Origin of the sequence: Mucilaginibacter mali (assembly GCF_013283875.1) — a bacterium.
Classification (GTDB): domain Bacteria; phylum Bacteroidota; class Bacteroidia; order Sphingobacteriales; family Sphingobacteriaceae; genus Mucilaginibacter; species Mucilaginibacter mali.
Genome location: NZ_CP054139.1, coordinates 4,252,343 through 4,278,307, shown reverse-complemented (window position 1 = coordinate 4,278,307; position 25,965 = coordinate 4,252,343). Strand labels below are relative to the sequence as shown.

Annotated in this window: 20 protein-coding genes; 8 read left to right on the top strand and 12 right to left on the bottom strand. The window is 46.6% G+C overall.

Annotated features, from left to right (window positions below):
• The first annotated feature begins 97 nt into the window (after positions 1 to 97).
• On the top strand, positions 98 to 2,149 hold the full coding sequence (locus HQ865_RS17920) for a M1 family metallopeptidase (RefSeq protein WP_173416219.1): 2,052 nt from the start codon (positions 98 to 100) through the stop codon (positions 2,147 to 2,149).
• A gap of 168 nt (positions 2,150 to 2,317) precedes the next feature.
• On the opposite strand, the gene HQ865_RS17915 is transcribed toward HQ865_RS17920, so the two are convergent.
• Positions 2,318 to 3,109 (bottom strand): hypothetical protein, encoded by a 792-nt coding sequence (locus HQ865_RS17915; RefSeq protein ID WP_173416218.1) that lies wholly within the window; start codon positions 3,107 to 3,109, stop codon positions 2,318 to 2,320.
• A gap of 116 nt (positions 3,110 to 3,225) precedes the next feature.
• Between HQ865_RS17915 and HQ865_RS17910 the strand changes: the two genes are divergently transcribed.
• Entirely contained in the window at positions 3,226 to 4,482 is a 1,257-nt protein-coding gene (locus HQ865_RS17910) for a prephenate dehydrogenase (RefSeq protein WP_173416217.1), read from the top strand.
• Between the two features lie 440 nt (positions 4,483 to 4,922).
• Here HQ865_RS17910 and HQ865_RS17905 read toward each other — a convergent pair whose 3' ends face one another.
• The gene (locus HQ865_RS17905) at positions 4,923 to 6,731 is read right to left on the bottom strand and encodes a MutS-related protein (protein WP_173416216.1); all 1,809 of its coding nucleotides are present in this window, start codon (positions 6,729 to 6,731) and stop codon (positions 4,923 to 4,925) included.
• 96 nt (positions 6,732 to 6,827) lie between these two features.
• Between HQ865_RS17905 and rlmH the strand changes: the two genes are divergently transcribed.
• Together rlmH and HQ865_RS17895 are read left to right on the top strand one after the other, a co-directional pair.
• Positions 6,828 to 7,301 (top strand): 23S rRNA (pseudouridine(1915)-N(3))-methyltransferase RlmH, encoded by a 474-nt coding sequence (gene rlmH, locus HQ865_RS17900; protein WP_173416215.1) that lies wholly within the window; start codon positions 6,828 to 6,830, stop codon positions 7,299 to 7,301.
• 113 nt (positions 7,302 to 7,414) lie between these two features.
• Positions 7,415 to 8,341 carry a cation diffusion facilitator family transporter gene (locus tag HQ865_RS17895; protein WP_173416214.1) on the top strand — a complete coding sequence of 309 codons (927 nt, stop codon included), beginning with the start codon at positions 7,415 to 7,417 and terminating at the stop codon, positions 8,339 to 8,341.
• 195 nt (positions 8,342 to 8,536) lie between these two features.
• Here the strand turns inward: HQ865_RS17895 and HQ865_RS17890 are convergent, their stop codons facing one another.
• From HQ865_RS17890 to HQ865_RS17870, 5 genes are all read right to left on the bottom strand, one after another.
• Positions 8,537 to 9,049, bottom strand: a complete 513-nt coding sequence (locus tag HQ865_RS17890) for a DUF5606 family protein (protein WP_173416213.1) — start codon at positions 9,047 to 9,049, stop codon at positions 8,537 to 8,539.
• A gap of 78 nt (positions 9,050 to 9,127) precedes the next feature.
• The gene (locus tag HQ865_RS17885; RefSeq protein ID WP_173416212.1) at positions 9,128 to 9,589 is read right to left on the bottom strand and encodes a peptidylprolyl isomerase; all 462 of its coding nucleotides are present in this window, start codon (positions 9,587 to 9,589) and stop codon (positions 9,128 to 9,130) included.
• 251 nt (positions 9,590 to 9,840) lie between these two features.
• On the bottom strand, positions 9,841 to 13,020 hold the full coding sequence (locus tag HQ865_RS17880) for a S41 family peptidase (RefSeq protein WP_173416211.1): 3,180 nt from the start codon (positions 13,018 to 13,020) through the stop codon (positions 9,841 to 9,843).
• Positions 13,021 to 13,183: 163 nt separating this feature from the next.
• Complete coding sequence (locus tag HQ865_RS17875) at positions 13,184 to 13,927, bottom strand: class I SAM-dependent methyltransferase (protein WP_173416210.1); 744 nt, start codon at positions 13,925 to 13,927, stop codon at positions 13,184 to 13,186.
• A gap of 183 nt (positions 13,928 to 14,110) precedes the next feature.
• Positions 14,111 to 14,635 (bottom strand): serine acetyltransferase, encoded by a 525-nt coding sequence (locus tag HQ865_RS17870; RefSeq protein ID WP_173416209.1) that lies wholly within the window; start codon positions 14,633 to 14,635, stop codon positions 14,111 to 14,113.
• Between the two features lie 109 nt (positions 14,636 to 14,744).
• Here HQ865_RS17870 and HQ865_RS17865 point away from each other — a divergent pair, with 109 nt between their 5' ends.
• Positions 14,745 to 16,007 carry a glycosyltransferase family 4 protein gene (locus tag HQ865_RS17865; RefSeq protein WP_173416208.1) on the top strand — a complete coding sequence of 421 codons (1,263 nt, stop codon included), beginning with the start codon at positions 14,745 to 14,747 and terminating at the stop codon, positions 16,005 to 16,007.
• Entirely contained in the window at positions 16,007 to 16,765 is a 759-nt protein-coding gene (locus tag HQ865_RS17860) for a glycosyltransferase family 2 protein (RefSeq protein WP_173416207.1), read from the top strand. The genes HQ865_RS17865 and HQ865_RS17860 overlap by 1 nt, the downstream gene beginning before the upstream one ends.
• Before the next feature lie 91 nt (positions 16,766 to 16,856).
• Here the strand turns inward: HQ865_RS17860 and carA are convergent, their stop codons facing one another.
• Positions 16,857 to 17,957, bottom strand: a complete 1,101-nt coding sequence (carA, locus tag HQ865_RS17855; RefSeq protein WP_173416206.1) for a glutamine-hydrolyzing carbamoyl-phosphate synthase small subunit — start codon at positions 17,955 to 17,957, stop codon at positions 16,857 to 16,859.
• Positions 17,958 to 18,214: 257 nt separating this feature from the next.
• On the opposite strand from carA, the gene panB reads away from it, so the two are divergent.
• Together panB and HQ865_RS17845 are read left to right on the top strand one after the other, a co-directional pair.
• Positions 18,215 to 19,030, top strand: a complete 816-nt coding sequence (panB, locus tag HQ865_RS17850) for a 3-methyl-2-oxobutanoate hydroxymethyltransferase (protein ID WP_173416205.1) — start codon at positions 18,215 to 18,217, stop codon at positions 19,028 to 19,030.
• Positions 19,031 to 19,119: 89 nt separating this feature from the next.
• On the top strand, positions 19,120 to 19,872 hold the full coding sequence (locus tag HQ865_RS17845; RefSeq protein WP_173416204.1) for an RluA family pseudouridine synthase: 753 nt from the start codon (positions 19,120 to 19,122) through the stop codon (positions 19,870 to 19,872).
• Positions 19,873 to 19,875: 3 nt separating this feature from the next.
• Here HQ865_RS17845 and HQ865_RS17840 read toward each other — a convergent pair whose 3' ends face one another.
• From HQ865_RS17840 to dctA, 4 genes are all read right to left on the bottom strand, one after another.
• Positions 19,876 to 21,561, bottom strand: coding sequence for an ATP-dependent nuclease (locus tag HQ865_RS17840; protein WP_173416203.1), 1,686 nt, complete (start codon positions 21,559 to 21,561; stop codon positions 19,876 to 19,878).
• Between the two features lie 91 nt (positions 21,562 to 21,652).
• The gene (locus HQ865_RS17835) at positions 21,653 to 22,915 is read right to left on the bottom strand and encodes an erythromycin esterase family protein (RefSeq protein ID WP_173416202.1); all 1,263 of its coding nucleotides are present in this window, start codon (positions 22,913 to 22,915) and stop codon (positions 21,653 to 21,655) included.
• A 330-nt stretch (positions 22,916 to 23,245) separates the two neighbouring features.
• On the bottom strand, positions 23,246 to 24,124 hold the full coding sequence (sucD, locus tag HQ865_RS17830) for a succinate--CoA ligase subunit alpha (protein ID WP_173416201.1): 879 nt from the start codon (positions 24,122 to 24,124) through the stop codon (positions 23,246 to 23,248).
• Positions 24,125 to 24,502: 378 nt separating this feature from the next.
• Positions 24,503 to 25,729: a C4-dicarboxylate transporter DctA gene (dctA, locus tag HQ865_RS17825; protein WP_173416200.1), complete on the bottom strand. Its 1,227-nt coding sequence runs from the start codon at positions 25,727 to 25,729 to the stop codon at positions 24,503 to 24,505.
• Between the last annotated feature and the right edge of the window lie 236 nt (positions 25,730 to 25,965).

The following is a 25,965-nucleotide window of genomic DNA, read 5'->3' as shown; positions in this document are numbered from 1 at the left end:
TATAGACTATTAAGTTGGTAACAATCGTTTTACGCTTTCACATAACAGCTTCATTTAGTATATACTTGTAGTACTATTAACTAAAAGCTATATTCAAATGAAACTCACCCTGGTTGCCGGTCTATCGCTGGCATTACTGGCAGGTGGCTATGTGGCCGATGCGCAAACTACGCCGCAAACACCTCCAACAAACGCACCCGCCCAAACCCGCGGCGGCGGACGCGGTAACTTAACCCCTCCGGCCGACCCTAACGCACCTGCTACCAATTACGATTACCACGAGTTGTGGAAGCCATTCTTCTACACCAAAAACGGTGGCGAGTATCGTGCAGCCGATGGCCAGCAAGGCCCTAAGTACTGGCAAAACCGCGCCGATTACCAGATTGCCGCCCGTATTGATACGGCAAAAAACGAGGTAACCGGTTCGGAAACCATCACTTATACCAATAACAGCCCGCAAAAACTGGATTTTGTTTGGATGTACCTGGATCAGAACCTGTTCAAGCTGGATTCGCGCGGTAACAAGCAGGTAATGCTGAACAACCAGGATGTGCAAGCCAGCCGTAACTGGGGCAAAGGCCAGGCATTTGATGCCGGCGATAAAGTAAAATCGGTTAAGATACTGGCTACAGCCAATGGTAAAACAACTACTACCGAAGCTAAAATATTAATAAACGATACCCGTATGCAGGTATTCGTTCCGCAGGGTATTGCCCCTAACGGCGGTAAGATCCAGTTTAAGATCGACTGGTCGTTTATCTCGCCTGATTACGGTTCAGACCGTATGGGTATCAGGTATTACCCGGCTGGTAAAGTATTCCAGATGGCGCAATGGTACCCGCGCATGTGTGTTTACGACGACCTGCAAGGCTGGAACACCCTGCCATACACCGGTGAAAGCGAATTTTACCTGGAATATGGCGATTTCGACCTGAAGATCACCGCTCCGTCATCTAACGTGGTAGTAGCATCCGGCGAATTATTGAACCCTACCGAAGTTTACACACCAGAGCAGGTAAAACGTTGGGCACAAGCAGCTACCAGCGATAAAACCGTATTCATTATCAAACCTGAAGAGGTTAAAAAAGCAGGCTCACGCCCAACAGGCAAACCTGAATTAACCTGGCACTTCCAGATCAAGAACGCTCGTGATGCTTCGTGGTCAACCGCGGGTGCATTTGTTATTGATGCTGCTAAAATGAACCTGCCAAGCGGCAAAAAATCAATGGCTATCTCGGCTTACTCGGTTTCAGTGGCTACCGGCAATGCCCGCGCTACCGAATATACTAAAGCTTCTATCGAATACAACTCTAAAAAATGGTTCGAATACCCTTATCCTGCTGCTACCTGCGCTGTTGGTGTAGCCGGTGGTATGGAGTATCCGGGCATTGTGTTTGTTGGTAACGGCGGCTGGGGGGTGATCGACCACGAGTTTGGCCACACCTGGTTCCCGATGATCGTTGGTTCTAACGAACGTCTTTACGGCTGGATGGACGAGGGTTTCAATACTTTCATCAATACCCTGTCAACTGCTTATTCGTTAAAAGGCGAGTTCTACCGTGGTTCTCAGGGCCCTACAGCTAACGCGTTCACCCGTGCCAGCCTTGAGCCTATCATGAGTAACCCAGACAACCTGAAGGAAGCTAACAACGGTACTTTATTATACAGCAAACCAAGCGCCGGTTTAGTGATGCTGCGCGAACAGATCCTAGGCCCGGAACGTTTTGACTTTGCCTTCCGTACTTACGTTCATCGCTGGGCATTTAAACACCCTGCACCAGACGATTTCTTCCGTACAATGGATGCAGCGGCGGGCGAAAGCCTGGCCTGGTTCTGGAGAGGCTGGTTTGTAAACAACTGGCAGCTTGACCAGGCTGTACGTGGCGTACGCTACAAAGGCGGCGATGCTAAAAATGGCGCTATCATCACCATTGATAACCTTGAAAAAATGGCGATGCCACTTGTTATCGAGATCAAGACCGTTAGCGGCAAAACCGAACGGGTTAACTACACTGCCGAAATTTGGGAGCGCAACGTTAGCTTCTCGTTCATCTACCCGTCTACCGAAGAGATCCAATCGGTTACTATAGATCCTGATCATAAATTACCGGATTCAAACTATAACAACAACGTTTGGACTAAGAAATAATTTACCCCCTAACCCCCTAAAGGGGGAACAGGAAGCAAATTCTATAAAAACGAATAAGGCCCCGGATAGGATATCCGGGGCCTTATTCGTTTTTAACGCTTTATCATTTGCATATCTGCACATTTTCTCATTTGCACATTCATTCCCCCTTTAGGGGGGTAGGGGGTACTATCCCCTCCCCATCAACTCATCATTTTTATTGCGTTCAGTCTGTAACTCGCGGGCCAGTTTCTTTTCCTTATCGTTTGCTTTGGCTTTGTAGGCTACAAACTCTTCGTTCAGTTCTTCGTATAGTTTGGTGCGATATTTAGCTTCGCGCACATTGCCGGCTGTGCGTAATATCACAATCATTAATGCCAGTCCCAATCCGGCCACTAAACCCCACATTAACAGGTTGTAGGCGGTTTTAGACATATAAATACCCAGCAGACTGATATCGTTTTGGCGCGAAGTGGTTTCGTTAATCGCCTGATCTTTACTTTTAACATCATTTTGCAGGCTGCTGATCGACTGGTTTTGTGCCGATAGTTTCGCCTGGGTATCTTTCAGCTGTTTTTTCGCGGCGGCAAGCGTGTCGTTAATGTTTTTCCACAAGGCCGCTATCATGGGTTGCTGATAACGATAGGTTTTGGTAAGCACATATTGATATTGGCCGTTCAGGCTTTTATCGGTACTTGCCGGGGTTGGTGCATACGGATTTGCGGGCGCGGCGGATGTTGGCGTAGTAGCTGTAGCCGGTGCAGTACCCGGCGGCTGGGCATTAACCGGTTTAGTTTGATATGGTTTGCCCGCATAAGGATGCCCCTGATTTTTTACAGCGCCGGGTTGAACGGTCTGTGGTTTTACAACCGGTTTTATGATTTTAGCTTTGGTACTGTCTTGCGCGTAAGTAAGCGTTGTGCTGCCTAAAATGCACATCGCAAAAAATAAGGATCGTACTAAAAATAGCTTCTTCATCATTTTTGTATTAAAGGTTAACAAAAGATGTTATCAACAGTTTGTGTGTGTGTGTGGCCTAATAGGGGCGAATATAAGGTTTCATAACAGATTTTTGGCAGGATAGTTATATTAGCGGCATGAATATCGGATTTATCGGACTGGGTGATATGGGCCGGCTGTATGCCAAAGCCTTTGCCAAAGCGGGGTATAAGGTATACGGATGCGACCTGCCTGCCAATCGTGAAAAGCTGGAACTGGAACTGATTCCGCTGGGGATCACCATAAAAGATAATGGCCGCGATGTATCCCGCATCAGCGACCTGATCATCTATTCGGTAGAGGCCGACAGCATGGAAAAAGTAGTGGCCGAATGCGCCATAGCTACCAAAGCCGGGGCTATTGTAGCCGGGCAAACATCGGTAAAACACCCAGAGATAGCTGTATTTGAAAAATACCTGCCGGATGACGCGCAGATCATCACCTTCCATGCTATGCACGGCCCGGGTTTTGAACCTAAAGGGCAAAAGCTGATCCTGATACCGCACCGCGCTGATAAGGAGGCCCATGGTCGCATGTTAGATCTATTTAACGCGGTTGGCTGCGATGTTGTTGAAATTACCGATTATCACGAACACGATAAAATTGTGGCCGATACCCAGGCCGTAACCCACGTAGGGTTTGAAAGTATGGGCACCGCCTGGAAAGCCGCCGGTTTTTTCCCCTGGGAAAATGCCAGCTATGTGGGTGGTATTGATAATGTAAAGATCTTAACTACACTGCGCATATTTGGCTACAAGGCCCACGTATACGCGGGTTTAGCCATTTTAAATCCTTACGCCCGCCAGCAGGTAAGGCAGTACGCCAAATCAGAATCAGAACTGTTTAAGCTGATGATAAAGGAGGAGGCAGACGAATTCAGGCAGCGATTGTATAAAGCCCGCGATTTCGTTTTTCATGAAAGCCGTAAGCCCATTATGTTGAATGATAGTGTAATGCGCGAGTTCTCGCTGGCGGATAAAGAACATCAGCGCAAACCCAATTCGCACCTGAGCATATTAAGCATGGTTGACGCCTGGTACCACCTTGGCGTTAACCCCTATGATAACCTGATCTGCCAGACCCCGCCCTTCCGCCTGCGTTTGGGTATTGCCGAGTATCTGTTTAAAGATGATGAACTGTTGGAAGAATCGATAGAAACCGCCCTGTACGATAAAACCATCCGTGGCGACGACCTGGAGTTTCACTCGGCCGTGAGGGAATGGTCGGCTATTATTGGTTACGGCGATATGGAAGGCTACAAAAAACACTTTAACGAAGTGCAGGCCTTTTTTGCCGACAGACTGGAAGAAGGCAAAACCCAAAGCGCCGAGCTGATCAGGCGATTAATGGCGTAATCGAGCACCTCATCATTGCGGTACGAAGTAATCTCTACGCATTAAGGTCGGTAGTGCAAGCTGACTTGCAAAGCTTAGAGATTACTTCGTGCCTCAATGACGGGTCTTATACCCTGCTCCACTGCTTTCATCCTACCCATTCCTCCATTCACCGACATTTCGCCGCTGTTTACCTAATTGTGCTGGGCAAAAGCTGGTTTTTGATGCAAATTTGAATCAACAAACAAACAGAAAACAATCAGCTAATTATACAAACAACAAAAAACCAACACACACCATGAGCACATTATTAAGCATCCCGGTTCTTTACTTAATAGCAACCATCCTGCTAAAAATTTATGCCGCCATCCATGTGTTGCACTTTGTATAACAGGCTTCTATCATATCATATATAGCAAAAAGCAAGGCCCCGTAAGGCCTTGCTTTTTTATTGGGGGCTATTAAGAAGCCTCTACGTCTATCCCTATCCTTTGCAGCAGCAGCGAGGCGTTAAAGGTTTTGCACTCGCCATGTTTGATCTTATAATCAAACAGCATTTCGCCATCCACCACCTGTATATCGAAGTAGTAATTGCGTACATAATCCGGGTATTCATCTTCCAGCCGGGCAATTTGCAGATCGTGCGTGGCTACCTGTCCGACACCGTTTTTCAGGATAAGTTGTTTGATGACTGCTTTAGATCCCAGGTACTTATCAACCGAGTTAGTGCCCCGCAGCATTTCATCTATCAGGAAGTAAACTTTCTCTTCCTGCTCAACCGCGGCCAGCAGCATTTGCAGGCGGTCAAGTTCGGCCTTAAAGGTTGAGGTGCTTTCGTTCAGCGAATCTTTGATGCGCATATAGGTAACAATGCGGATAACCGATAATTCCATACTATCGGCACAAACCGGCGCGCCGCAAAGGCCCAGCACCGCGTTGATGCCCACCGTGCGCAAAAAGGTGCTTTTGCCGGCCATATTGCTGCCGGTGATGATATCTATTTTAAAGGCATCTTCCAGTTCAAAATCGTTAGCAACGCGGATCGCGTTATTAATAAGCGGATGGGCCAGCGTTTTAGCTTTAATAGTATAGCCATTGCCATCGGCAATTGCCGGGAAAGTCCATTCTGGATAGTTATGATGTAATCCGGACAGGCTTAACAAAGCCTCCATCTCACCTATAATTTGAAAAGCTTCGCCGATGCCATCCTTGTTCTCGCGCTTCCAGTCTTCAATAGCGATGATCTGCTTCAGTGCCCAAAGAAAAAATACGTTCAGGATAAAACCGACGATCATAATGAGGCTATAACTCAACTTATTGATCAGCCTTGAAAGCTGCGCTATTTTTTTTGATGTGCCGCCCGCTAACAACTGCTTAGCCAGCGCCTTGCAACCTGCCGATTGCCATTGTTCGGCTTCTACACGTTTAAATACATTGGCGTAGTGGTTCAGTACCTCGCCAATCTTATCGGCTACAAAGCCCGATTTGGCCATATAGCTGCCTTTTGATACCAGTATCCCCATATTGAAAATTGCTACCAGGATAGCTAACAGGTTTACGATAGGGAAAAATTGCCCGCCAATGATAGCTGCCAATAACAGGTATGGCGCTATTTTAATATATGGCCGTAACCAGCTTTCGCCCGGCAGATGCAGGGGGAGTTTGAGATAATGAAACAAGGCATCTAACTGCCCGGCATTGGCACTGTTTGCAAACAAGAGGCGTGCCTGCAGGTCAAGTTTCCATGTTGGTTTTGCTGCCAGTTCCTTTACCGCTTCCTGTCGGTTTAGGATGGTTTGCTTTTGCGATGGCGACGACAGCCAATTGGCCAATATTTCCCTGCCGGGATAGGTGGCTGCGCGGTTGGCTAGTTGATATAGCGATGCCCTGCCGAAGATATCCAGGTCGGACGTATAAGGGTGTTTATCGTCGGTAAAGCGACTGCCGTCATCATAGATATTGCCGCGGGTGGTCATACTGGCTATCTCGTTCTCGTTAACCTTTTTCAGGTTGATGAAATATTGACGCTGCTCTTCAAAGAAACTTTGCCGCGATACCAGCCATGCAAAGGCAAATAACAGGATGATGAACAGCGCTACCAGCAAACCAAAGCCCACCGCTTTTACCGAAAGCCAAATGGCCGCCGCCAGCAATGCGAAGATCCCCAGCCGCATAAACGAGTAGGTGTTGATGAGTTTACTGTATTTATCTATCTGCTGTTGCGCCTCTTCAACGCGTAGTTGGTAGCCCGTTATTACTTTATCGTTCATTACACGGTAAAGCTATTATTTCTTTTGGATAGTACTATTATCTTTTGGACTTCCCTGTCTTGCCGACTTTCCGACTATTAATTGTTATTTTGTATCATGAAGATCACCTTACTCAGCATTGGTAAAACCGAGGACGCTTATATTAAAGAGGGTATTGATAAATACCTGAAGCGACTGAAGCATTATACCAAACTGGAACTGGTTGATCTGCCCGAACTGAAAAACACCAAAGCTTTAACCCAGGATCAACAAAAAAGCAAGGAAGCCGAACTGCTGTTGAAGAAGATAACCAACACCGACCACGTGATCCTGCTTGATGAAAAGGGCATGGAATTGTCATCAAGTCAGTTTGCAGCCTATATCGATAAGAAAAACATTTCCTCCACGGCCAGTATAGTTTTTGTGATCGGTGGTCCATATGGGTTCGACACTTCGGTTTACCAGCGCGCCAACGATAAACTATCCCTCTCGCGAATGACCTTCAGCCATCAAATGGTGCGCCTGTTTTTTGTGGAGCAGTTGTACAGGGCGCATACTATTATTAAAGGAGAGCCTTATCATCATGAATAGTCATTGGTCAAAATGTCTGCGGCATTTATTGCAGAAACACACTAATGACAAATGTAGCGTAATGACCAAGATATCTTCACCATAACATCATCATAAAACCCTAATTTTGCCATATGTCTCACGATCATTCACATGGCCATGGCCACCATCATCACGATCATGCCCCCAAGCTTGATCACCTGAACGCGGCTTTTATTTGGGGTATCGTTCTAAATTCGGCCTTTGTTATTATCGAAGCGGTGATGGGTTTTGTAAGCCATTCGCTTTCCCTGCTTACCGATGCGGGCCATAACCTGAGCGATGTGGCCAGTCTTGCCCTGGCTTTGCTGGCCTTTAAACTGGCCAAGGTAAAATCTAATAAGAATTATACTTACGGTTATAAGCGCTCTACCATTATCGTGTCGTTTTTCAACGCGCTGATATTATTTGTGGCGGTAGGCTTTATCGCTTACGAGGCCGTGATGCGCTTCATCCATCCCGAGGTGATTGCCGGTGGCACCATTGCCTGGGTAGCCTTTGTGGGTATTGGTATTAATGGTTTTACCGCCTGGCTGTTTGTAAAAGATAAGGATACCGACCTGAACGTAAAAGGCGCCTACCTGCACATGGCGGTTGACGCTATTGTATCATTGGGGGTGGTGATATCGGGCCTGATCATTTACTTTACCAAGTGGTACTGGATGGATAGCGCCGTGAGTTTGATCATTGTTGTGGTCATCATCGGCGGCACATGGAGCCTTTTGAAACACAGCCTGCGCCTGGAAATGGATGGTGTGCCTGCCGAAATTGAACTGTCAAAAATAAAGGCCGAATTACTGAAGGCCCCCGGCGTAGTAGATGTACACCACATGCATGTTTGGGCGCTCAGTACCACCGAAACGGCTTTAACAGCACACATTGTAGTTAAACAGGATGAGTTAAGCACTTTTGATAAAATTAAGCACGATCTGCGCCACCGCCTGCTGCATATGGAAATTACGCATTGCACCTTTGAACCGGAGCTTGTTACAGAGAAGTGTGAGCAGGTGGAGTGCGCTTAACCTAACCACTACGTCATTGCGAGGTACGAAGCAATCTCTACGTATGAAGAGCACCTTGCAAAGTAGACCTTAGTGTGCAGAGATTGCTTCGTACCTCGCAATGACGCGGCGGTAATAAAAGCGAAAGGCGCTTCGGTTTTCCCGAAGCGCCTTTTATCATTTGCATATCTGCAGATTTTCACATCTGCACATCTGTTACTTAGCCGGCTTTTTGGCCGCAGCCTTCTTTTTAGCCGTAGTTTTTTCTTCTACATTATCTTCAACCGCGGTTGTTTCTTCAACAACAACCGGAGCAGCCTCTTCAGTAGCAGATGCTTCAGCCGGGTCAGCTTCGTTAAATAGTGGCATATCTTTTAAAATGCCAAACCAGCTAACGATCTTCTTCATATCTGAAGCGTAAACTTTCTCTTCGTCGTGGCCTGGTGCTACTTCGCGGAAAAAGGTACGCAGTTTATTGCCATCGGCTTTGGCATCCGGCGCAGCGCCAGCGGTTTTCATGCGTTCAAAAACATCTTTCAGGCGGATATCTTCGTCGTCGCCAAAAATGGTGATCTCATCAAGCGCTGCCAGTTTAGCGGTAGATATATTGGCTACCATTTTGGTGCGCTTCTCGTCAAGGCTTTCCAAAACAAAACCGGTTTTGTTTTGCGTAAGCGCCTTCCATAAACCCGGTTTGCCCGATACCGCTACTATTCCTTGTAAATTCATGTTTTAAGTTTATTAAGTTGAATAGATGAGCGGTTGATTAAGTTAAGAACCACTCACTAATCAACTGCTCACTAATCACTATCCTTCAATTACTTCGATACCTAAAATTTTATCGCCCTGGCGGATATCGTCAACCAGATCAACATTTTCGATCACTTTACCAAAGCAGGTGTGGTTACGGTCTAAGTGAGCGGTGTTGTTACGGCTGTGGCAAATAAAAAACTGCGAACCACCGGTATTACGGCCGGCATGCGCCATAGAAAGCACACCGCGATCGTGATATTGGTTACCGCCGGTCAGCTCACAATCAATGTGGTAACCCGGGCCACCCGAACCTGCGCGGTAAGCGGTAGCTGCATCTTTAGAGAATGGGCAACCGCCTTGTATCACAAAATCAGGGATAACACGGTGAAAGGTAACACCATCGTAAAAACCTTCTTTAGCTAATTTTTTAAAGTTGGCTACGGTGTTCGGCGCGTCCTGATCGTAAAACTCTACGGTCATATCGCCTTTGGCGGTTTTAATTATTGCTTTACTCATTTTATCAATTTTAAAGGACAGCAAAGGTAGTAAAAGAATGGCGAATGAGGAAAGGTGAAATACATACCCATACTGATACGTCATCCTGGAGCGATAGCGAAGGAGCCCCGATAAGCAGAGTGGTTATGCATAGTTTGGGATTCTTCGCTATCGCTCAGAATGACGGGGTGCTAAAAGCAGAAGGCGAGGAGCTTTCGCCCTCGCCTTCTGCTTAATATCTTCCGGACTTTCCGTCTTTCCGACTTCCGGATTTACTTCAAAACTCCCATAATCTCGCTGATGGCTTTATCCAACTGCGGGTCGTTATTGTTCAGGCGGTCGGTAAAGCCGGTTTTGATATTGATATCCGGGGTTACACCGTTCTTTTCGATATCCTGTCCATCCAGCGTGAAACAACCCCAGGCCGGTACGCGGTAGCTGGAGCCATCAACCAAACCTTTGGCGCTGGTAAAGATGATCCAGCGGTAGGTTTCGGTGCCGATGATCTTGCCCAGTTTTAAAGCTTTAAAGCCGGTAGCGGTCATCTCTCCGTCGCTCAGGGTTTGCTCGTTCACCAGCAGGATGATCGGTTTTGCCGAAGGCCCAAAATTTGGCTGCTGCGTTTTAGCACCGCCGCGGTATTGCCATTGCAGGTATGGGCGCTGCGACAGGAATTGCAGCACACCATCGTGCACGTTACCGCCGGTGTTGTAACGCAGGTCTAATATCAATGCGTCTTTGCTGTAAGCGTAATCCACCATGTCGGTCATAAACTTATCCAGCGATGGGCCGGTCATATCCTTCATGTACACATAGGCGATGCGGTTCTTGCTTTTCTGCTCTACCTCTTTTTTGTTCTGGTCTATCCAGTCGTCATACAGATCGTTCCTGAACTGGCCCGATGCTTCAGGGTGCACTTTTACGTTCACAGTCTTGCCGCCACGATCAAAGCTTAATTCCAGTTCGGCATCCAATGATGGTTTGGTGAAGTAGAAGTTACGGTCGGTCTTTTCGTCAACCTTAACGCCGTTCACCGCTTTCAGGCGGTCACCGGCTTGTATGTCTACACCTTTCCTGTCGGCATTGCTCATCTTTAATATCGATGCCACTTTGTAAGGGTCTTCGTTATCGAACACAACGCCGGTCTCCATAGTGCGGTAACGCAGATAAGGGCGTTCCTCGGTACCACCCGAGTTGAAGCCCTGGTGCGATGAGTTCAGCTCGCCCAGCATGTCGTTCAGCAGCAGGCGCAGGTCGGCGCGGTTGTTCAGGTATGGTACGTAGGCTTTGTAATCATCGTGGATCTTGGCCCAGTTAGCGCCGTGGAAATTGCCGTCGTAATAATTCTCATCCAAACCGGCCCAGCTTTCGTCAAACATCTGTGCGAACTCACCGGCCAGGTTGCGGTCGAAATGATAGTTCATATCTATTTTATCAACCTTATTCATGTCGATGTTTAGCTTATAAACCGCGCCATTGGCCAGCATATAGTATTTATCGGCAGTTTTCACCAGATCGAAGCCGCCAAAATCAGCACCCATTACCTTCTCGGTCTTGTTATTCTCGAAAGGCTCGATGGTGGTACGATAGATAGCGCTGCGACCTTCGGCATGGTTTGATGCGTAGTACACAAAAGTTTTCTCGCCCTTCTGTATCACATCAACCGAGCGCTGCTGGCCAAACGCTGGACTAATGCGCTCCAAACGCTTCATAATATCTTCGGTATCGATGGTAATATCGGCAGGTGGTTTTGGTGTTGGTTGCACCGATGGCTTTTTATCATCCAGCTTCAGGTCGGCCAGTTTTTTCTGTACCGGGGTGCTGTCCTTCTTTACTTCAGTAAACAGGTCGTTAAATTTATTCAAACGATAATAGTCATCATACTTTTGCAGCGAAATGCGGTAAATATGCGCATCGCGCGATCCGTATGGATATTGCGGCTGTGTTAACGATGAGGCAAAGAAGATATACTTACCATCCGGCGACCATACCGGCTCGTTCTCGGTAACGCCGCTGTTGGTAAGGTTAGTGATCTTGCCGTTGCTGATCTTATACACAAAAATATCCTGCTCAAAATTGCGGATGGCTGTATATATTACATACTCGCCATTAGGCGAGAAGCCCGGCTGCGAGTTTTGGAAGCCCCAAAGTTCGTCCTTCACAATGGTTTTGCTTTCCAGCGTTTTCAGGTCGACCAACCGCACCTCGTTACGGCCGCTCAGGTAAACGGCTTGCGTATGGTTTTTATTGGTGGTCATCAGGCGGTCGCTGCCTTTATCGGTTGTCAGCTGCTTTTCGGTACCGGTGCCATCGGCTGCAATGGTAAACAGGTTAGGGTAGCCACCAACCGTGCGGCAGTAAATTAAACTGCGGTTATCGGGTAACCACTTCACCTCGGTAACACGTTCGCTGTTGCCGCGCTGTACCTGGCGGATAAATTTGCCATCGGCATCGCTTACAAACAGTTCGCCGCGCGATACAAAGGCCATCTTTTTACCATCAACAGAGAGATCCATCGCTTCAATGCGACCGGTAACCTCAAATTCCTGCTCCTTAGGCAATACATTATTGCGGAAAATGGTGAAGTTTAGTTTCTGTGTTTGTTTGCTGGCCACATCGTAAACAAATAGCTGGTAGCCTTTTTCAAAAACCACCTTTTCGCCGTTGGCGCTAACGTTAGGGCGCTTGATAGAGGTTGGGAAACTGGTCAATGCTGTTTTTTTTCCGTTAGTGAAGGTATACAGGTTATACTCGCCGTTTGCTTCGTCTGATACAAAATAGATATTGCCTTTTTGGTCAACAGTTGTCCAAAAATCTTTACCTATCCAATCGGTATATTGCTTGTAGGCTTTGGTTTTAGGGTTATACGATGCGATATCCGGGTTGTACGAACCTTTGTAATGCTTACGCTGCGGGAAACGGTAGCTTTCCCAGGTATCGCTGAAGAAGAGCTCGCCGGTCTTGGGATGCTCGACCACACCATGTATGGTATTGAAATAGTTACCGAACAAACGTACCGGCGTGCCGCCATCGCGGCCTACTTTATATTCAGAAAAACCGTTGTACCGGCCCGAAGTGAAATATATGGTCTTTGAATCCCAGCTCCACGAGTCTACCTCGTCGCTGGCATCGTGCCAGGTTAGCTGTTTGATATCGCCGCCAGCCAAAGGCATAACGTATACATCGTTATTGCCGTACTGGTTAGAGCTGAAGGCCAGCCATTGCCCATCGGGCGATACGTGCGGGTTACTTTCTTCGCCTTGCATGCCGGTAATGCGGGTAGCTACTGTGGTGCCGATGTCGGCTTTCCAAAGGTCGCCTTCGTAACTGAAGATAACGGTTTTGCCATCGGGGGTTAAGGTTGGGTTTGATGTAAAGTATACATCTTTACTTTGCGCATGTACAAATGCCGGGAGCAGCAAAGCGCACAGGTACGGGTATAATTTTCGCATAGAAAATGAGTTAATAAAGTTTTTTCTTTTTGATATAAGTGAGACAATCCCGCAGCCCGATTATTACACTGGATGCTGAATATTTTAAACGCACAAGGCCGTCCGTTGGTTAACGGACGGCCTTGTGGTTATTATGATATAATCGCGACTGTCCCGCCGCAATTTACTTAATTGCTTTCAATACAATATATGGCGAAAACACCTTTGTTTCAACAGGTACCGCTTTTGTGAATACTTTTCCGGCCAGCCATATGGTTTTTACCAGCCCTTTCACTACAGCATTCTGCTCGGCACGGTTCTCCAGCCATACTGAGAACTTACCGTGATAGAATGATTCTACCTCTTTCAGGCCTAACTCTTTACAGATGGCAGAAAGGCGCGGCAGATCCATACTTTCAATAAAGTGCTTATCGTAATTGCTGCGATCGAAATTGCGCTGCACCCAACCGTTAACGCCTTTAAAGTTTGGTAGGGTGATGAACAGCACCCCGCCGGGTTTTAAAAATTGCAGGTGGCGGCTGATGATATCCTTCGTATCGCTAAAATGTTCTATCAAACCGAATGAGCAAACCATATCGTAAGGCTGCTCTACTTTGTAATTAAACAGGTCCGATTCGATAATGTGGATATCGCCGGGTTTCAATCCATTGCGCTCCAGCAAGCGGTTAATAATATCCTCGTCGATATAATAATCGAACAGCGTAGTGTCCAGCTTTTGGTATTTCTTAAGATAGGTGGAATAATAACCGGGGAAGCCGCCCAGTTCAATAGCGTTCTTTACGCCTTTTTCGGCTATCAGCTTGCCCATTATCTCCCCGAAATAGTAATCGGGCTTAATAGGGAATATCAGGTCTTTTTTCGATTCCCAAAAAGCCTTCCAAAAATTACGGTCTGTTAAGTTTTGCATCAATTCAATTTACTTATCACCCTATCTACTCACCCCCGACATCGTTTCACTCCCCTGCCCTCTCTTCGCTGCGCGGAAAGAGGGCAGGAGCAGTATCCGAAATCTTATTCCCTCTTTTCGCGCAGCGAAGAGAGGGTGGTCCAGCGCAGCGTAGATCGGGTGAGTCTACGGCCGCAATGCTTCTTAAAGCCCCTCTCCTTCCCGGGAGGGGTTGGGGAGGGGTCTCGCCGGGTTCCCCACCATCACACAGTTAGATGGTATGTCCTTCACCACCACGCTCCCGGCGCCTATCACCACGTTATCGCCAATAGTAATATCGCCGATGATACACACATTAGCCCCAATATCTACATTGTTACCAATGCGCGGCGCGGCGCTCATGCTGCCGTCAGCCAGTTTTTTGTGGCCAATGGTTACCGAATTACGCAGCACGCAATTATCGCCAATTACGGTTTTAAAGTTCACCACCAGCGCCTGGCCGTGATACAATATCAGCCCTTTGCCTATGGTTAGTTTGCGCGGTAACTCAATACACAGGCACCATTCTACAAAAAAACGGTACCAGATGAGGTAAGGGATAAAGATGATCTTTAACACCGTATACTGGTTTACATACTGCACCAGGCGAAACATCAGCATCACCAGTTTGCCTTTGGGGTTACCCCGGTTAGCGCGCCAGTCCTGGAACAAGTAAGTAAAAAAGCCCATTTATTCGTGGTGGTTGTGTTTTTTAACTATTATAAATACCAAACATCAAAAGTAAAATTTTCATTTTTATAATTATTATAATTGTCGCCAATATAGCACACCTGTCTGCATGAAAGTTACGCTTATTAATACATCCGATGCCGGAGGTGGTGCTCCTGCCGCTTGTATGCGCCTTTTAAAAGCCCTGCGGCAAAATAAGGTAGATGCTAATTTGCTGGTACAGGATAAAAAAACCGGCGATGAGCGCGTAACTTCAACCATCCGGGGCCTATGGAGCAAATTGCAGGCAAAATATAATTTTTATGCCGAGCGCGTCCCGTTTATCATATTTAATGCCGATAGCAAAGCGGTGCGCTTTGCGTTCTCTACCGCCAATACCGGCACCGATATATCGGATCACCAATTGGTGACCGCTGCCGATCTGCTGCACCTGCATTGGACCAGCCAGGGCTTTCAATCCATCAATAACCTGATAGCGTTAAGCCGCATGGGTAAACCTGTAGTATGGACCCTGCACGATATGTGGACTTTTACCGGAGGCTGCCATTATGCCGGCGATTGCGATCATTACCTGCACCAGTGCGGCCATTGCTGGATGTTGAGAGATCCCGAGGCCAAGGACATATCCAACAAAGGCTGGCAACGCAAGATGCACCTGTTTTCCGATCCGGACAGCGTTGTTTTTGTAACCTGCAGCCACTGGCTGGCCGATGTGGCACGCACCAGTTCGCTGCTGCAAGGTTACCGGATAGAGACCATTCCTAATCCTATCGATACCGAAATGTTTTTGCCGATGGATAACGACGCATTGCGTGTGAAGTGGAATGTCGGTACTGATAAAAAGATCATCCTTTTCGGTGCCGCCAATATCCTGGACCGCCGCAAGGGTATGGCCTACCTGGTGGAAGCGCTTAACGATCTGCGTAAAACCCACAGCGATGAAGTAGATATCGTGGTATTTGGTAAAAATAAAAGTTTCGATTTGGCAATGCTGCCTTTTAAGGTTCACGATATCGGCATCCTTACCTCACAACAGGATATTGCTGAACTGTACAGTCTCGCCGATGTTTTCGTGACCCCGGCTATCGAGGATAACCTGCCCAATACGGTGATGGAGGCACTATCCTGCGGAACGCCAGTGGTTGCCTTTAATACCGGCGGCATCCCCGATATGGTAGACCACATGCAAAACGGCTATCTTGCCGAATATAAATCGGGCGCTGATTTTGCGGCGGGCATCCGCTTTGTGCTGGATAATCCCCTGGCTTCGGTATTAGCCACTAACGCCCGTAATAAAGTGCTGGTAAACTTCAGCAATGAGATAGTTGCCGAAAAATATACCGAACTTTACCGCTCGTTACTCGAATATTAATGGCGGTTCCAAATCCTGTTTTATCGGTTATTACTATTGTTTACAACAACGTGCACGATATCGAACGCACGATGCTTTCGGTTGTTAACCAAAGCTATCCGCATATGGAATATATTGTGGTGGATGGTTTATCGCACGATGGCACGCTGGATGTGATAACCAAATACCGTGATCAAATAAGCAAACTCATCAGCGAAAAGGACGAGGGTATTTACGATGCCATGAACAAGGGCCTTGCTGCCGCCACCGGCGATTACGTAATATTTATGAACAGCGGCGACGAGTTTTACGATAACACCACCGTTGTCAACGTTTTTGCTACCGCGCCCAATGCCGATATTTATTATGGCGAGACCGAAATGATAAACGACGAGCTGCAAAGCCTTGGGCAGCGCCGGCATAAAGCGCCCGATAATTTTACCTGGCGAAGCTTTAATTATGGTATGAGCGTGAGCCACCAGGCCATTTATATCCGCCGCTCGCTGGCCGATCCATACGATCGCCGTTACCAGTTAAGTTCCGATATCGACTGGATCATCCGCGCAGCTAAGAAAGCAAGGAAGATTGTCAAGGTTGATGGTTATGTAGCCAAATACCTGGTTGGAGGGATGTCGAAAGCCCGGCACCGCCAAAGCTTGCAGGAGCGTTTTGATATTATGAAGCGGCATTATGGGTTGATACCTACGCTGTTTAATCACGTAGTGATTGCCTTTAACCTGGCCTGGCATAGATTATGGCATAAAACAACTAACGATTGATTTCGTAACTGCCAGTGTACAATCAAAAAGGCGAAATGTTAAACACTTCGCCTTTCAAAAACCTTTCAGCTTTCGCCTTTATCCTTTTACCTTATTTGATCATTTCCACAAAATCATCAAACAGGTAGCGCGAATCGTGAGGGCCCGGAGATGATTCAGGGTGATATTGCACCGAGAAGGCTTTTTTATCTTTCACACGGATACCTTCTATCGATTGGTCATTAAGGTTAATATGGGTGATCTCTACCTTGTCTGATGCGCGAACAGCTTCAGGCACCACACCAAAACCATGGTTTTGCGATGTTACCTCGCAATGATTTTTAATAATGTTTTTTACCGGGTGGTTTAAACCGCGGTGGCCATTAAACATTTTTTGAGTTGGGATATCGTTAGCCAAAGCCAGTAATTGGTGGCCAAGGCAAATACCAAACATTGGCTTATCGGCTTTTAAGATCTCCTTCACGGTTTCAATAGCATAAGGCATAGCGGCAGGATCGCCGGGGCCGTTGCTGATAAAGTATCCGTTAGGGGCAAGGTCGGCCTCCATTTCGGCATAAGTAGTTTTAGCAGGATATACTTTGGCGTATACGCCGCGGTCGCTAAAGTTACGCAGGATGTTTTTCTTTACACCAAGGTCAAGCACGGCCACACGCAGGGGAGCGCTTTCATCGCCAAAAGTATAAGTTTCGGTAGTTGACACTTGCGATGATAGTTCAAGCCCGTCCATTGAAGGTACTTCGGCAAGTTTAGTCTTAAGCTCATCTATATCCAGTATCTCAGACGAGATGATGGCGTTCATGGCACCTTTATCGCGGATGTGGCGTACCAGTTCGCGCGTATCGATATCAGATATCGATACGATGTTTTGCTGCTGGAAGTAATCCTGGATAGAACCATCGGCCTGTTTACGGCTGTAGGCGATATTATAGTTTTTACAAACCAGGCCGGCTATCTGTATTTTTTCAGACTCCACCTCGTCGTGGTTAACACCGTAGTTGCCAATGTGCGAGTTGGTGGCAACCATGATCTGGCCAAAGTACGATGGATCGGTAAATACCTCCTGGTAACCGGTCATGCCCGTATTAAAACAAATTTCGCCGGTGGTGGTACCAATTTTGCCTGCGGCCTTTCCGTGAAAAACGGTGCCGTCGTCAAGTAATAATACAGCCGGAAGTTTGGTGTAATTCGTCATTTTGCTAAAAAATTTAAAAATGGATATTGGGCCGGTTTGGCTGGAGTGCTTTCCGTAAAATGGGCAGGTGAAGTATGACTTGTTAATTCGTATTTCACGGCCGCAAAAGTACGGTTTTTGTTTTTGATGTGCAAGTGTGCAGATGTGCGAATGTGCAAATAATTAAATATGACGATACCTAAACAATTATTTGCATATCTGCATATTCGCACATCTGCACATAAAATTGCACCTTTGCAGCAACAAACCCTACCGCTATGTCAGTACACAAGGAAGTTAAGCGCATTACCACCCACGTTTTACAGGAAATGAAGAACCGTGGCGAGAAGATAGCTATGCTAACCGCCTACGATTATTCGATGGCCACGGTGGTGGATGACGCGGGTATCGACGTGATACTGGTAGGCGACTCAGCATCAAACGTGATGGCCGGGCACGAGACCACGCTGCCCATAACGCTTGATCAGATGATCTATCACGCGTCATCGGTTGTACGCGCGGCCAAACGTTCGCTGGTTATTGTCGATCTGCCTTTTGGCTCGTACCAGGGTAACTCAAAAGAGGCGTTGAACTCGGCTATCCGTATTATGAAAGAGGCCGGCGCGCATGGCGTAAAGCTGGAAGGCGGCCTGGAAATAGCCGAATCGGTAAGCAGGATATTAGCAGCCGGCATCCCTGTTATGGGGCATTTGGGCCTGACACCGCAATCGATATATAAATTTGGCACCTATACCGTACGCGCCAAGCAGGAGGCCGAAGCACAAAAGCTTCGTGAGGACGCGCTGAAACTCCAGGAGTTGGGTTGCTTTGCTACTGTGCTGGAAAAGATACCCGCCGCGCTGGCCAAAGAAGTAACCGACAGCCTGCAGATCCCTACCATTGGCATTGGCGCCGGCAAGCATTGCAGCGGGCAGGTACTGGTAATACATGATATGCTGGGTATTAACAAAGGTTTTACACCACGCTTTTTACGCCAGTACGCCAATTTGTACGATGTGATGAACGAGGCGATAAAAGGCTACGTAAGCGATGTAAAGGCTACGGATTTCCCGAGTGATAAGGAGCAGTATTAAGATCAGTTCATGGTTCATGGTTGATAGTTCATGGCCGTGCAAACATTCTTAGCCCAATGGCGTATTCTATGAACTATCAACCATGAACTATGAACAAAAGACTCCCTTTCATCCCATCGGGCCCTATTACCGATGATGATGTGCTTTACGAGGATAATCACCTGATTGTTGTAAACAAGCGCGCGGGCGATATTGTGCAGGTAGATGATACCGGCGACGAGCCGCTTGATGAAAAAGTTAAAAAGTATCTTGCCAAAAAATATAATAAACCCAACGGCGCGTTTTTAGGCGTAGTGCACCGGCTGGATCGCCCTGTAAGCGGCGTGATCCTGTTCGCTAAAACCAGCAAGGCGCTTGAGCGGATGAACGAACTCTTCAAAACCCGCCAGATGCGCAAAACCTATTACGCGGTGGTGCGTAACCGCCCCAATCCGCCTTTTGGAAATTTAGTGCACTGGTTGGTAAAAAACCCTAAAAAAAATGTAACCACCGCCCACGGGCACGAGGTAAAAGGCAGCCTGCGCAGCGAATTGCATTACCGCCTGGCCGGCGAACTGAACGGTTACTACCTGATAGAAGTAAACCCCATAACCGGTCGCCCGCACCAGATCCGTGTGCAGTTGGCCAGTTTAAACTGCCCTATTGTAGGCGATAATAAGTACGGTTATCCGCGTGGCAGTCTGCATAACAGCATTAGCCTGCACGCGCGAAGGTTACAGTTTATGCACCCCATTAAAAAAGAACCGGTTGAAGTTACCGCGCCATTGCCTAAGGATGGCTTCTGGGAAAAATTTGCGCATTTGATGCCGCCGGCAGGGGAGACGGAGATAAGGGAAGACTAATATTTATTGTGGAATTCCTTTCCTGTTTTTATTTTCAAGCCATTTTTGGATGCTGTCCATAAACATCCATACATCATCATTTTGTGGCTTTACATAGTCTCCTGCGTCAGGGGTTTCCCCCATCTTCTCAAATATCTCTATCAGCCAGTTAGATCCATGACCTGTTGCTCCAAGATATTTTAGCCAAGACTCTAATTCTCCATTTCTAACGACAAATATGCCATACTCCTCTAATTGATCAAAAAAATTAGAACAGGCTTCTTTACTTTCCCTATCAAGTACGTTTATTCCTCCTGCTACTTTCCATTTCGTTTTAGTCAATTCTAATGCATCATATATTGTCTTTCTTTGGTTCTGAAAGGCTTGGTGATTTAACTGTGGAATGAATGTATTCTCAAGTAATTTAGTAAATACTTGACCACCTTCTTTAACAACATCTATATCAACTATCCCAATAGCAGGAATCCCTAATTCTCGCAATGGCCTCACAATATCCCAAACTGTTTGTTTGTTCTGTGCGTTTATAAACAAACAATTGGTTATGCCTCTTCCGTTATTTTGAGATAGTAATCTTTCATTTATTTCTTGATAGAAAGCCCTATCTGAGTCTGCTTCAGTTACAATTACAGTTTCATAAAATAATCCATTTAAAACCCCGGTCGATCTAAGTAAAGGGTGCCGCATTAAATGTAAGATCTTGTCCTGGGGCAGTAATCTTGCGGTTGGTATTTCATTTTTATAAGTTAGCCGGACTATATTTAGCGGTGCTCCGGATTGTATGCACCCCATCAAAAATGACGAACTGTGTGTAGAAACAAAAAGTCGTTTTTTTGAATTCCGAAGAGACCTGCCAATTTCTTTTCCGAGTTTACTGGCAAGGCCTGGATGCAAAAAAGCCTCTGGTTCATCTATTAATGTAATTTTAGGATCGCCTGCTAATAATGTAGTAATAATTCCAGAAAAAGCCTTAACCCCATCGCTTGCAACATCTATTAAGGTACTTTGACTATGATAATCAACAGATTCTTTTTCCCATCCCTTTTCTTCACGTTCATTCTTAGGTGCTCTATCTGCAAGTCTAATGCGTAGTTTCCCAATATTTGTTGGGTCAATTACATAATATTTCCCAAAAGCATCGAATATAATTCTTCGAACTTCTTGCCTTAATTCATTGTTAACGAAGAGATGAGCTAAATGATTAGCAGGTGTAGCTTGTAAATCTCCTGCAGGTTGTTCTTTTAGTAAATTTAATCGATTTGTCCCATTTAACCTTAAGGTATATAATGATACAAATGGCGAATAATATCCGTATTTTGTGGTTGGATTTTGTGCTTCATCTATCAATCCTTGCTTATCAACACTTATCCGAGATGCTTGATTACTTTGTGCATTCACCTTTGCAAGTATGACGGTGCCTGCACTTATATGCTCATTTGTATTAGGGGCAGAAGTTATTTTATCAATTTCCTCTTCAATTTCTTTTTTTGATAATGGTGTATATACCAAGTCTTTAATAATAACGTCTGATACAGAGCCATGGCTACGCCTGGCAAAAAATTCAATCTCAATTAAAACTTTACTTTTACCAGAATTATTGGGGCCTACAAAAACGGTTATAGGAGTTACATCAATTTCTAAGTTAGACTGCCCTGTAGATGAACCAAATTTTAACGATATTTTATCTATCATAAAGTTTAAGTTTTACGGCAATTTACACCTTAATTTTTAATCTCAAGGCCGCATTATTAGCTCATGGATAGATAAGTGATTACCCTCACAACTATTTTATCTCCATAGATGGCCGCGTATCCCGTATAAATATCATGGCATCATAAGCCGCGGCCAGTTTGTGGGTAACGTAATGCGGCGTTTCGCCTGTGCTATAAGACGCCCCGTAAAATGATGACGGTATACTGGCATTTAAAAAAGTATTAATAACAGGATCTGCCGATGCCGTTTTAAAATCGAGTATAAAATTGGGCACACTGCACTGCGCGAATACAGCCCCGCTTGAACCTGTTTTGGCTACAGGCATTTCAACCGCTACATTTTTGTGCAGTTTCCCATCGTACGATAGCATGCTGCCCGCGTTAAAGTCGAACCCCATGGCGTAATACTTATCCTTAAAATTTGGGCTTAGCCACATACCCATGCGTTTGCGGCCGTCGCTGCCATCGTTTTTGCCGATATGCGCGTTGTGTGCCCAAAGCATCATTTTATTTTGGCCGGTATGGTTGTTCAGGTATTCCACATTTTCGGCCATGCATTTATCGCGGTATTCGTCTTGTTTGGCAGGGAAAAAGGTAGATGCCGCGTCTATATAACCCGTTACCTGCTGCAATTCGCGCACACAGCGGTTAAACAGGGCAGTATCGCCATCGGTAAATTTTACTTCGGCAAGTTTTGCTACCGTATTGCGCATCGCTGCTTTTTCTTTCCCCGTTAGCGATGGGGTGTATTTATTAAAGCCCGGGGCACCTGCCTCCATTTCTGGCGTAAAACGGCCCAATCTGCTCAATTCATCCTTTAATATTTTAATGGCAAAGGTGCCATATTGCATATCGCAGCCATAAAAGCGCACCTTGTTTTCTGGCGTTTGGGTAGCATTGTAAGCCTTTACCCAATTTACCATATCTACAAACTCCTGCCGCATCCAAACGCCAAGGCCCATGCCATAAATGCCCGCGTTCAGGTCGCCTTTGCTGTTAAGCACATAGTTGTTCATGTATTCGGTGCCGGCCATGTCGCCTTCTATCACAAAAGTCTTTATACTCATCTCTTTCACCAAAAATTGCAGCATGCGGTGTTTCATGGTAAAAAACTCGTGCGTGCCATGGGTGGCTTCGCCTATGCCGATGATGGTTTTATCTTTTAACAGCGGTTTCAGTTTAGCAAGGTCGCTAAGGTCATCGCCAGGATCGGTGGTGGTTAGTGGGATCAGTTGTTTGTCAATAGCTTCGGTCAGATCAGTTTGTGCTGAAGCGAGGTTGGTGATAATGCAGAGCAGCATGGCTGTAAAAAGCCATTTAATGGGTTTAAGCATGAGTGGTTTATTTTTCAGCTGGCAAGATAGGATTCTGTTGTCATGTGAGTGGGGCTTTCACATTTTTTAACAAATGACGCGATTACTCACCCCGACTACGCTACGCTGGTCGACCCTCTCTTCGCTGCGCGAAAAGAGGGAATGGGTTATCGGAGATTGCTTCTTCCCTCTTTTTCCAAAGGAAAGAGAGGGTGGTCGGCGAAGCAACGACCGGGTGAGTCTAACCGCCGCGCTATCGCCCGCAATGACAATAAGGCAAAAAAAGAACCCGTTCGCCTAAAACGAACGGGTTCCTGATATATAAAACCTTTTGGCTTTCGCCTTTTACTTTTAAGCTTTCTTCGCCAGTTCCTCAGCCATAGCAGCGCCAATTTCAGCAGGCGACTCCACCACGCGGATACCGCATTCGGCCATGATCTTCATTTTAGCAGCAGCGGTATCGTCGGCACCACCAACAATAGCGCCGGCGTGGCCCATACGGCGGCCCGGAGGCGCGGTTTGACCGGCGATGAAACCTACAACTGGCTTAGTACCGTTTTCTTTTATCCAGCGGGCTGCTTCTGCTTCCATGCCACCGCCAATCTCGCCGATCATAATGATACCGTGGGTATCAGGATCGTTCATCAGCATTTCAACGGCCTCTTTGGTTGGTGTACCAATAATAGGGTCGCCACCGATACCGATAGCGGTAGTGATACCTAAACCGGCTTTAACCACCTGGTCAACCGCTTCGTAAGTTAAGGTACCCGATTTTGAAACCACACCAACATTGCCTTTTTTGAAGATAAAGCCCGGCATGATACCAATCTTAGCTTCGTCGGCAGTGATGATGCCCGGGCAGTTAGGACCGATCAGGCGTGTATCTTTACCAACCAAATATTCCTTCACCGCTATCATATCCTTGGTTGGGATACCTTCGGTAATACAAACAATCACTTTAATGCCCGCTTCGGCAGCTTCCATAATAGCGTCGGCACCGAACGGAGGGGGAACAAATATGATAGATACATCGGCACCCGTAGCAACAACCGCGTCTTTAACGGTGTTAAAAACAGGCCTGTCCAAATGTTGCTGACCGCCTTTACCCGGCGTAACACCGCCTACCAGCTGCGTGCCGTAAGCAATCATTTGCTCTGCATGGTAAGTACCTTCTTTACCGGTAAAACCCTGAACAATAACTTTAGAATTTTTATTTACAAGGACACTCATGTATCTATTTTTTATTTGCGCAAAGCTAATGTTATTGCCCGTAATGTCAAAAGAAATTTTAGCCCCCTAACCCCCTAAAGGGGGAATTTTTATACTGATAATAAAAAAATTACAGCAAGCTCTTATTGCCCCCTTTACAAGTTTCCCCTTTAGGGGGCTTGAAAATGAACGGTAGTAGTTCATGGCGGTCGGTAGCCCTGCTTTACACTGCAAGTCCGCACTTCGCTACGCTGCGTTTGCGGGCTTTCCGTTGCAATCAGGTTTAGGTTGAGCGGGCGGTGCCGTTTGTCTGAATCAGTATTTACAGAATTTAAGGATGGACAGAATTCTGAAAATTCAATAATCCTGAAAATTCTGATTCAGACATTTACTCCCCCTTTAGGGGGCCGGGGGGTTAAACTCTCCCTCACTCTTCGCTATCACAATTGTCGCCACCCCATTGCCAATCACGTTGGTAATAGCCCGCGCTTCCGACATAAAACGGTCTACGCCCAGCAATATCGCCACACCTTCAACCGGGATCAGCTTCATGGCCGTTAGGGTGGATGTTAATACGATGAACCCGCCGCCGGTAACCGCCGCTGCGCCTTTAGAGGTGAGCATCAGGATGCCGATGATCACCAGTTGTTGCTCCAGCGATAACGGGATCTTAAACACCTGCGCCAAAAATATTACCGCCATTGACAGGTAAATGGTCGTACCATCCAAATTGAATGAATAACCCGTAGGGATCACCAGACCAACTACCGACCGGGAACATCCAAACTTTTCCATCTTCTCTATCATCCCCGGCAGGGCCGATTCTGATGACGAGGTGCCCAGTACGATCAATATTTCTTCGCGAATAAATTTTAGGTATTGCCAAAGACTGAATTTGTAGATATAGCAAATAAGGTTAAGTACCACAAAAATGAACAGGAACATAGTTAAATAAACCGAACCCATTAGTGCGGCCAGCGGTTTTAAAGTTTGTACGCCGTACTTACTAATGGTATAGGCCATCCCAGCGAAGGCACCGATAGGGGCCAGTTTCATTACCACTTTCATGATATTGAAGAACACTTTCGATAAGCGATCGAACGTGGCGATAAGCGGTTTGCCGGTCTCGCCCATTTTGCTGATGCCGTAACCGAACAGTATCGCAAAGAACAACACCTGCAACACATCGCCTTTGGCAAAAGCATCAAACACGTTGCCCGGAACAATATGCGCGAAAAAATCGCCCCATTTCATTTCCGAAGCGGCTTTCTGATATTCGGCCAGTTTGGCGGCATCGGCAGGCACGCTAGGGTTAACCCCATCGCCCGGGCGCAGAATATTGGCCACCACCAAGCCGATCACCAGCGCGAAGGTGGTCACGATCTCGAAATACAGCAAGGCCTTACCGCCAACACGGCCAACCTTCTTCATATCGTCCATACCGGCAATGCCTAACACAATAGTGAGGAAGATGATAGGGGTGATCAGCATGGTGATCATGCTGATGAAGACCTTGCTGATGGTTTGCGCCGTCGGGCCGAAGCCTTTAAAGTAATAGCCCACAATTACACCCAAAAGTATGGCCACAAGTACCTGGAAGGTAAGGTTGCTGATCAGTTTTTTCATTGCATAACAATAATACGATTTTAGGTTTAACATTGGACGTGGTGCGCTATTAATTGGGCTAAAGCCCACTCTGTCATGGCAACTATCCGTTGGCTAAAGCCAACGGCAATGAGTTATATTAACGATAATTCATTGCCGTCCCCATTTATGGGACGGATAACCAATGAAATAAAACGGCTTTAGCCAAATGATAACCGAGCTGAAATGACAAGAGTTTGTTAACTTAGCACTGATCA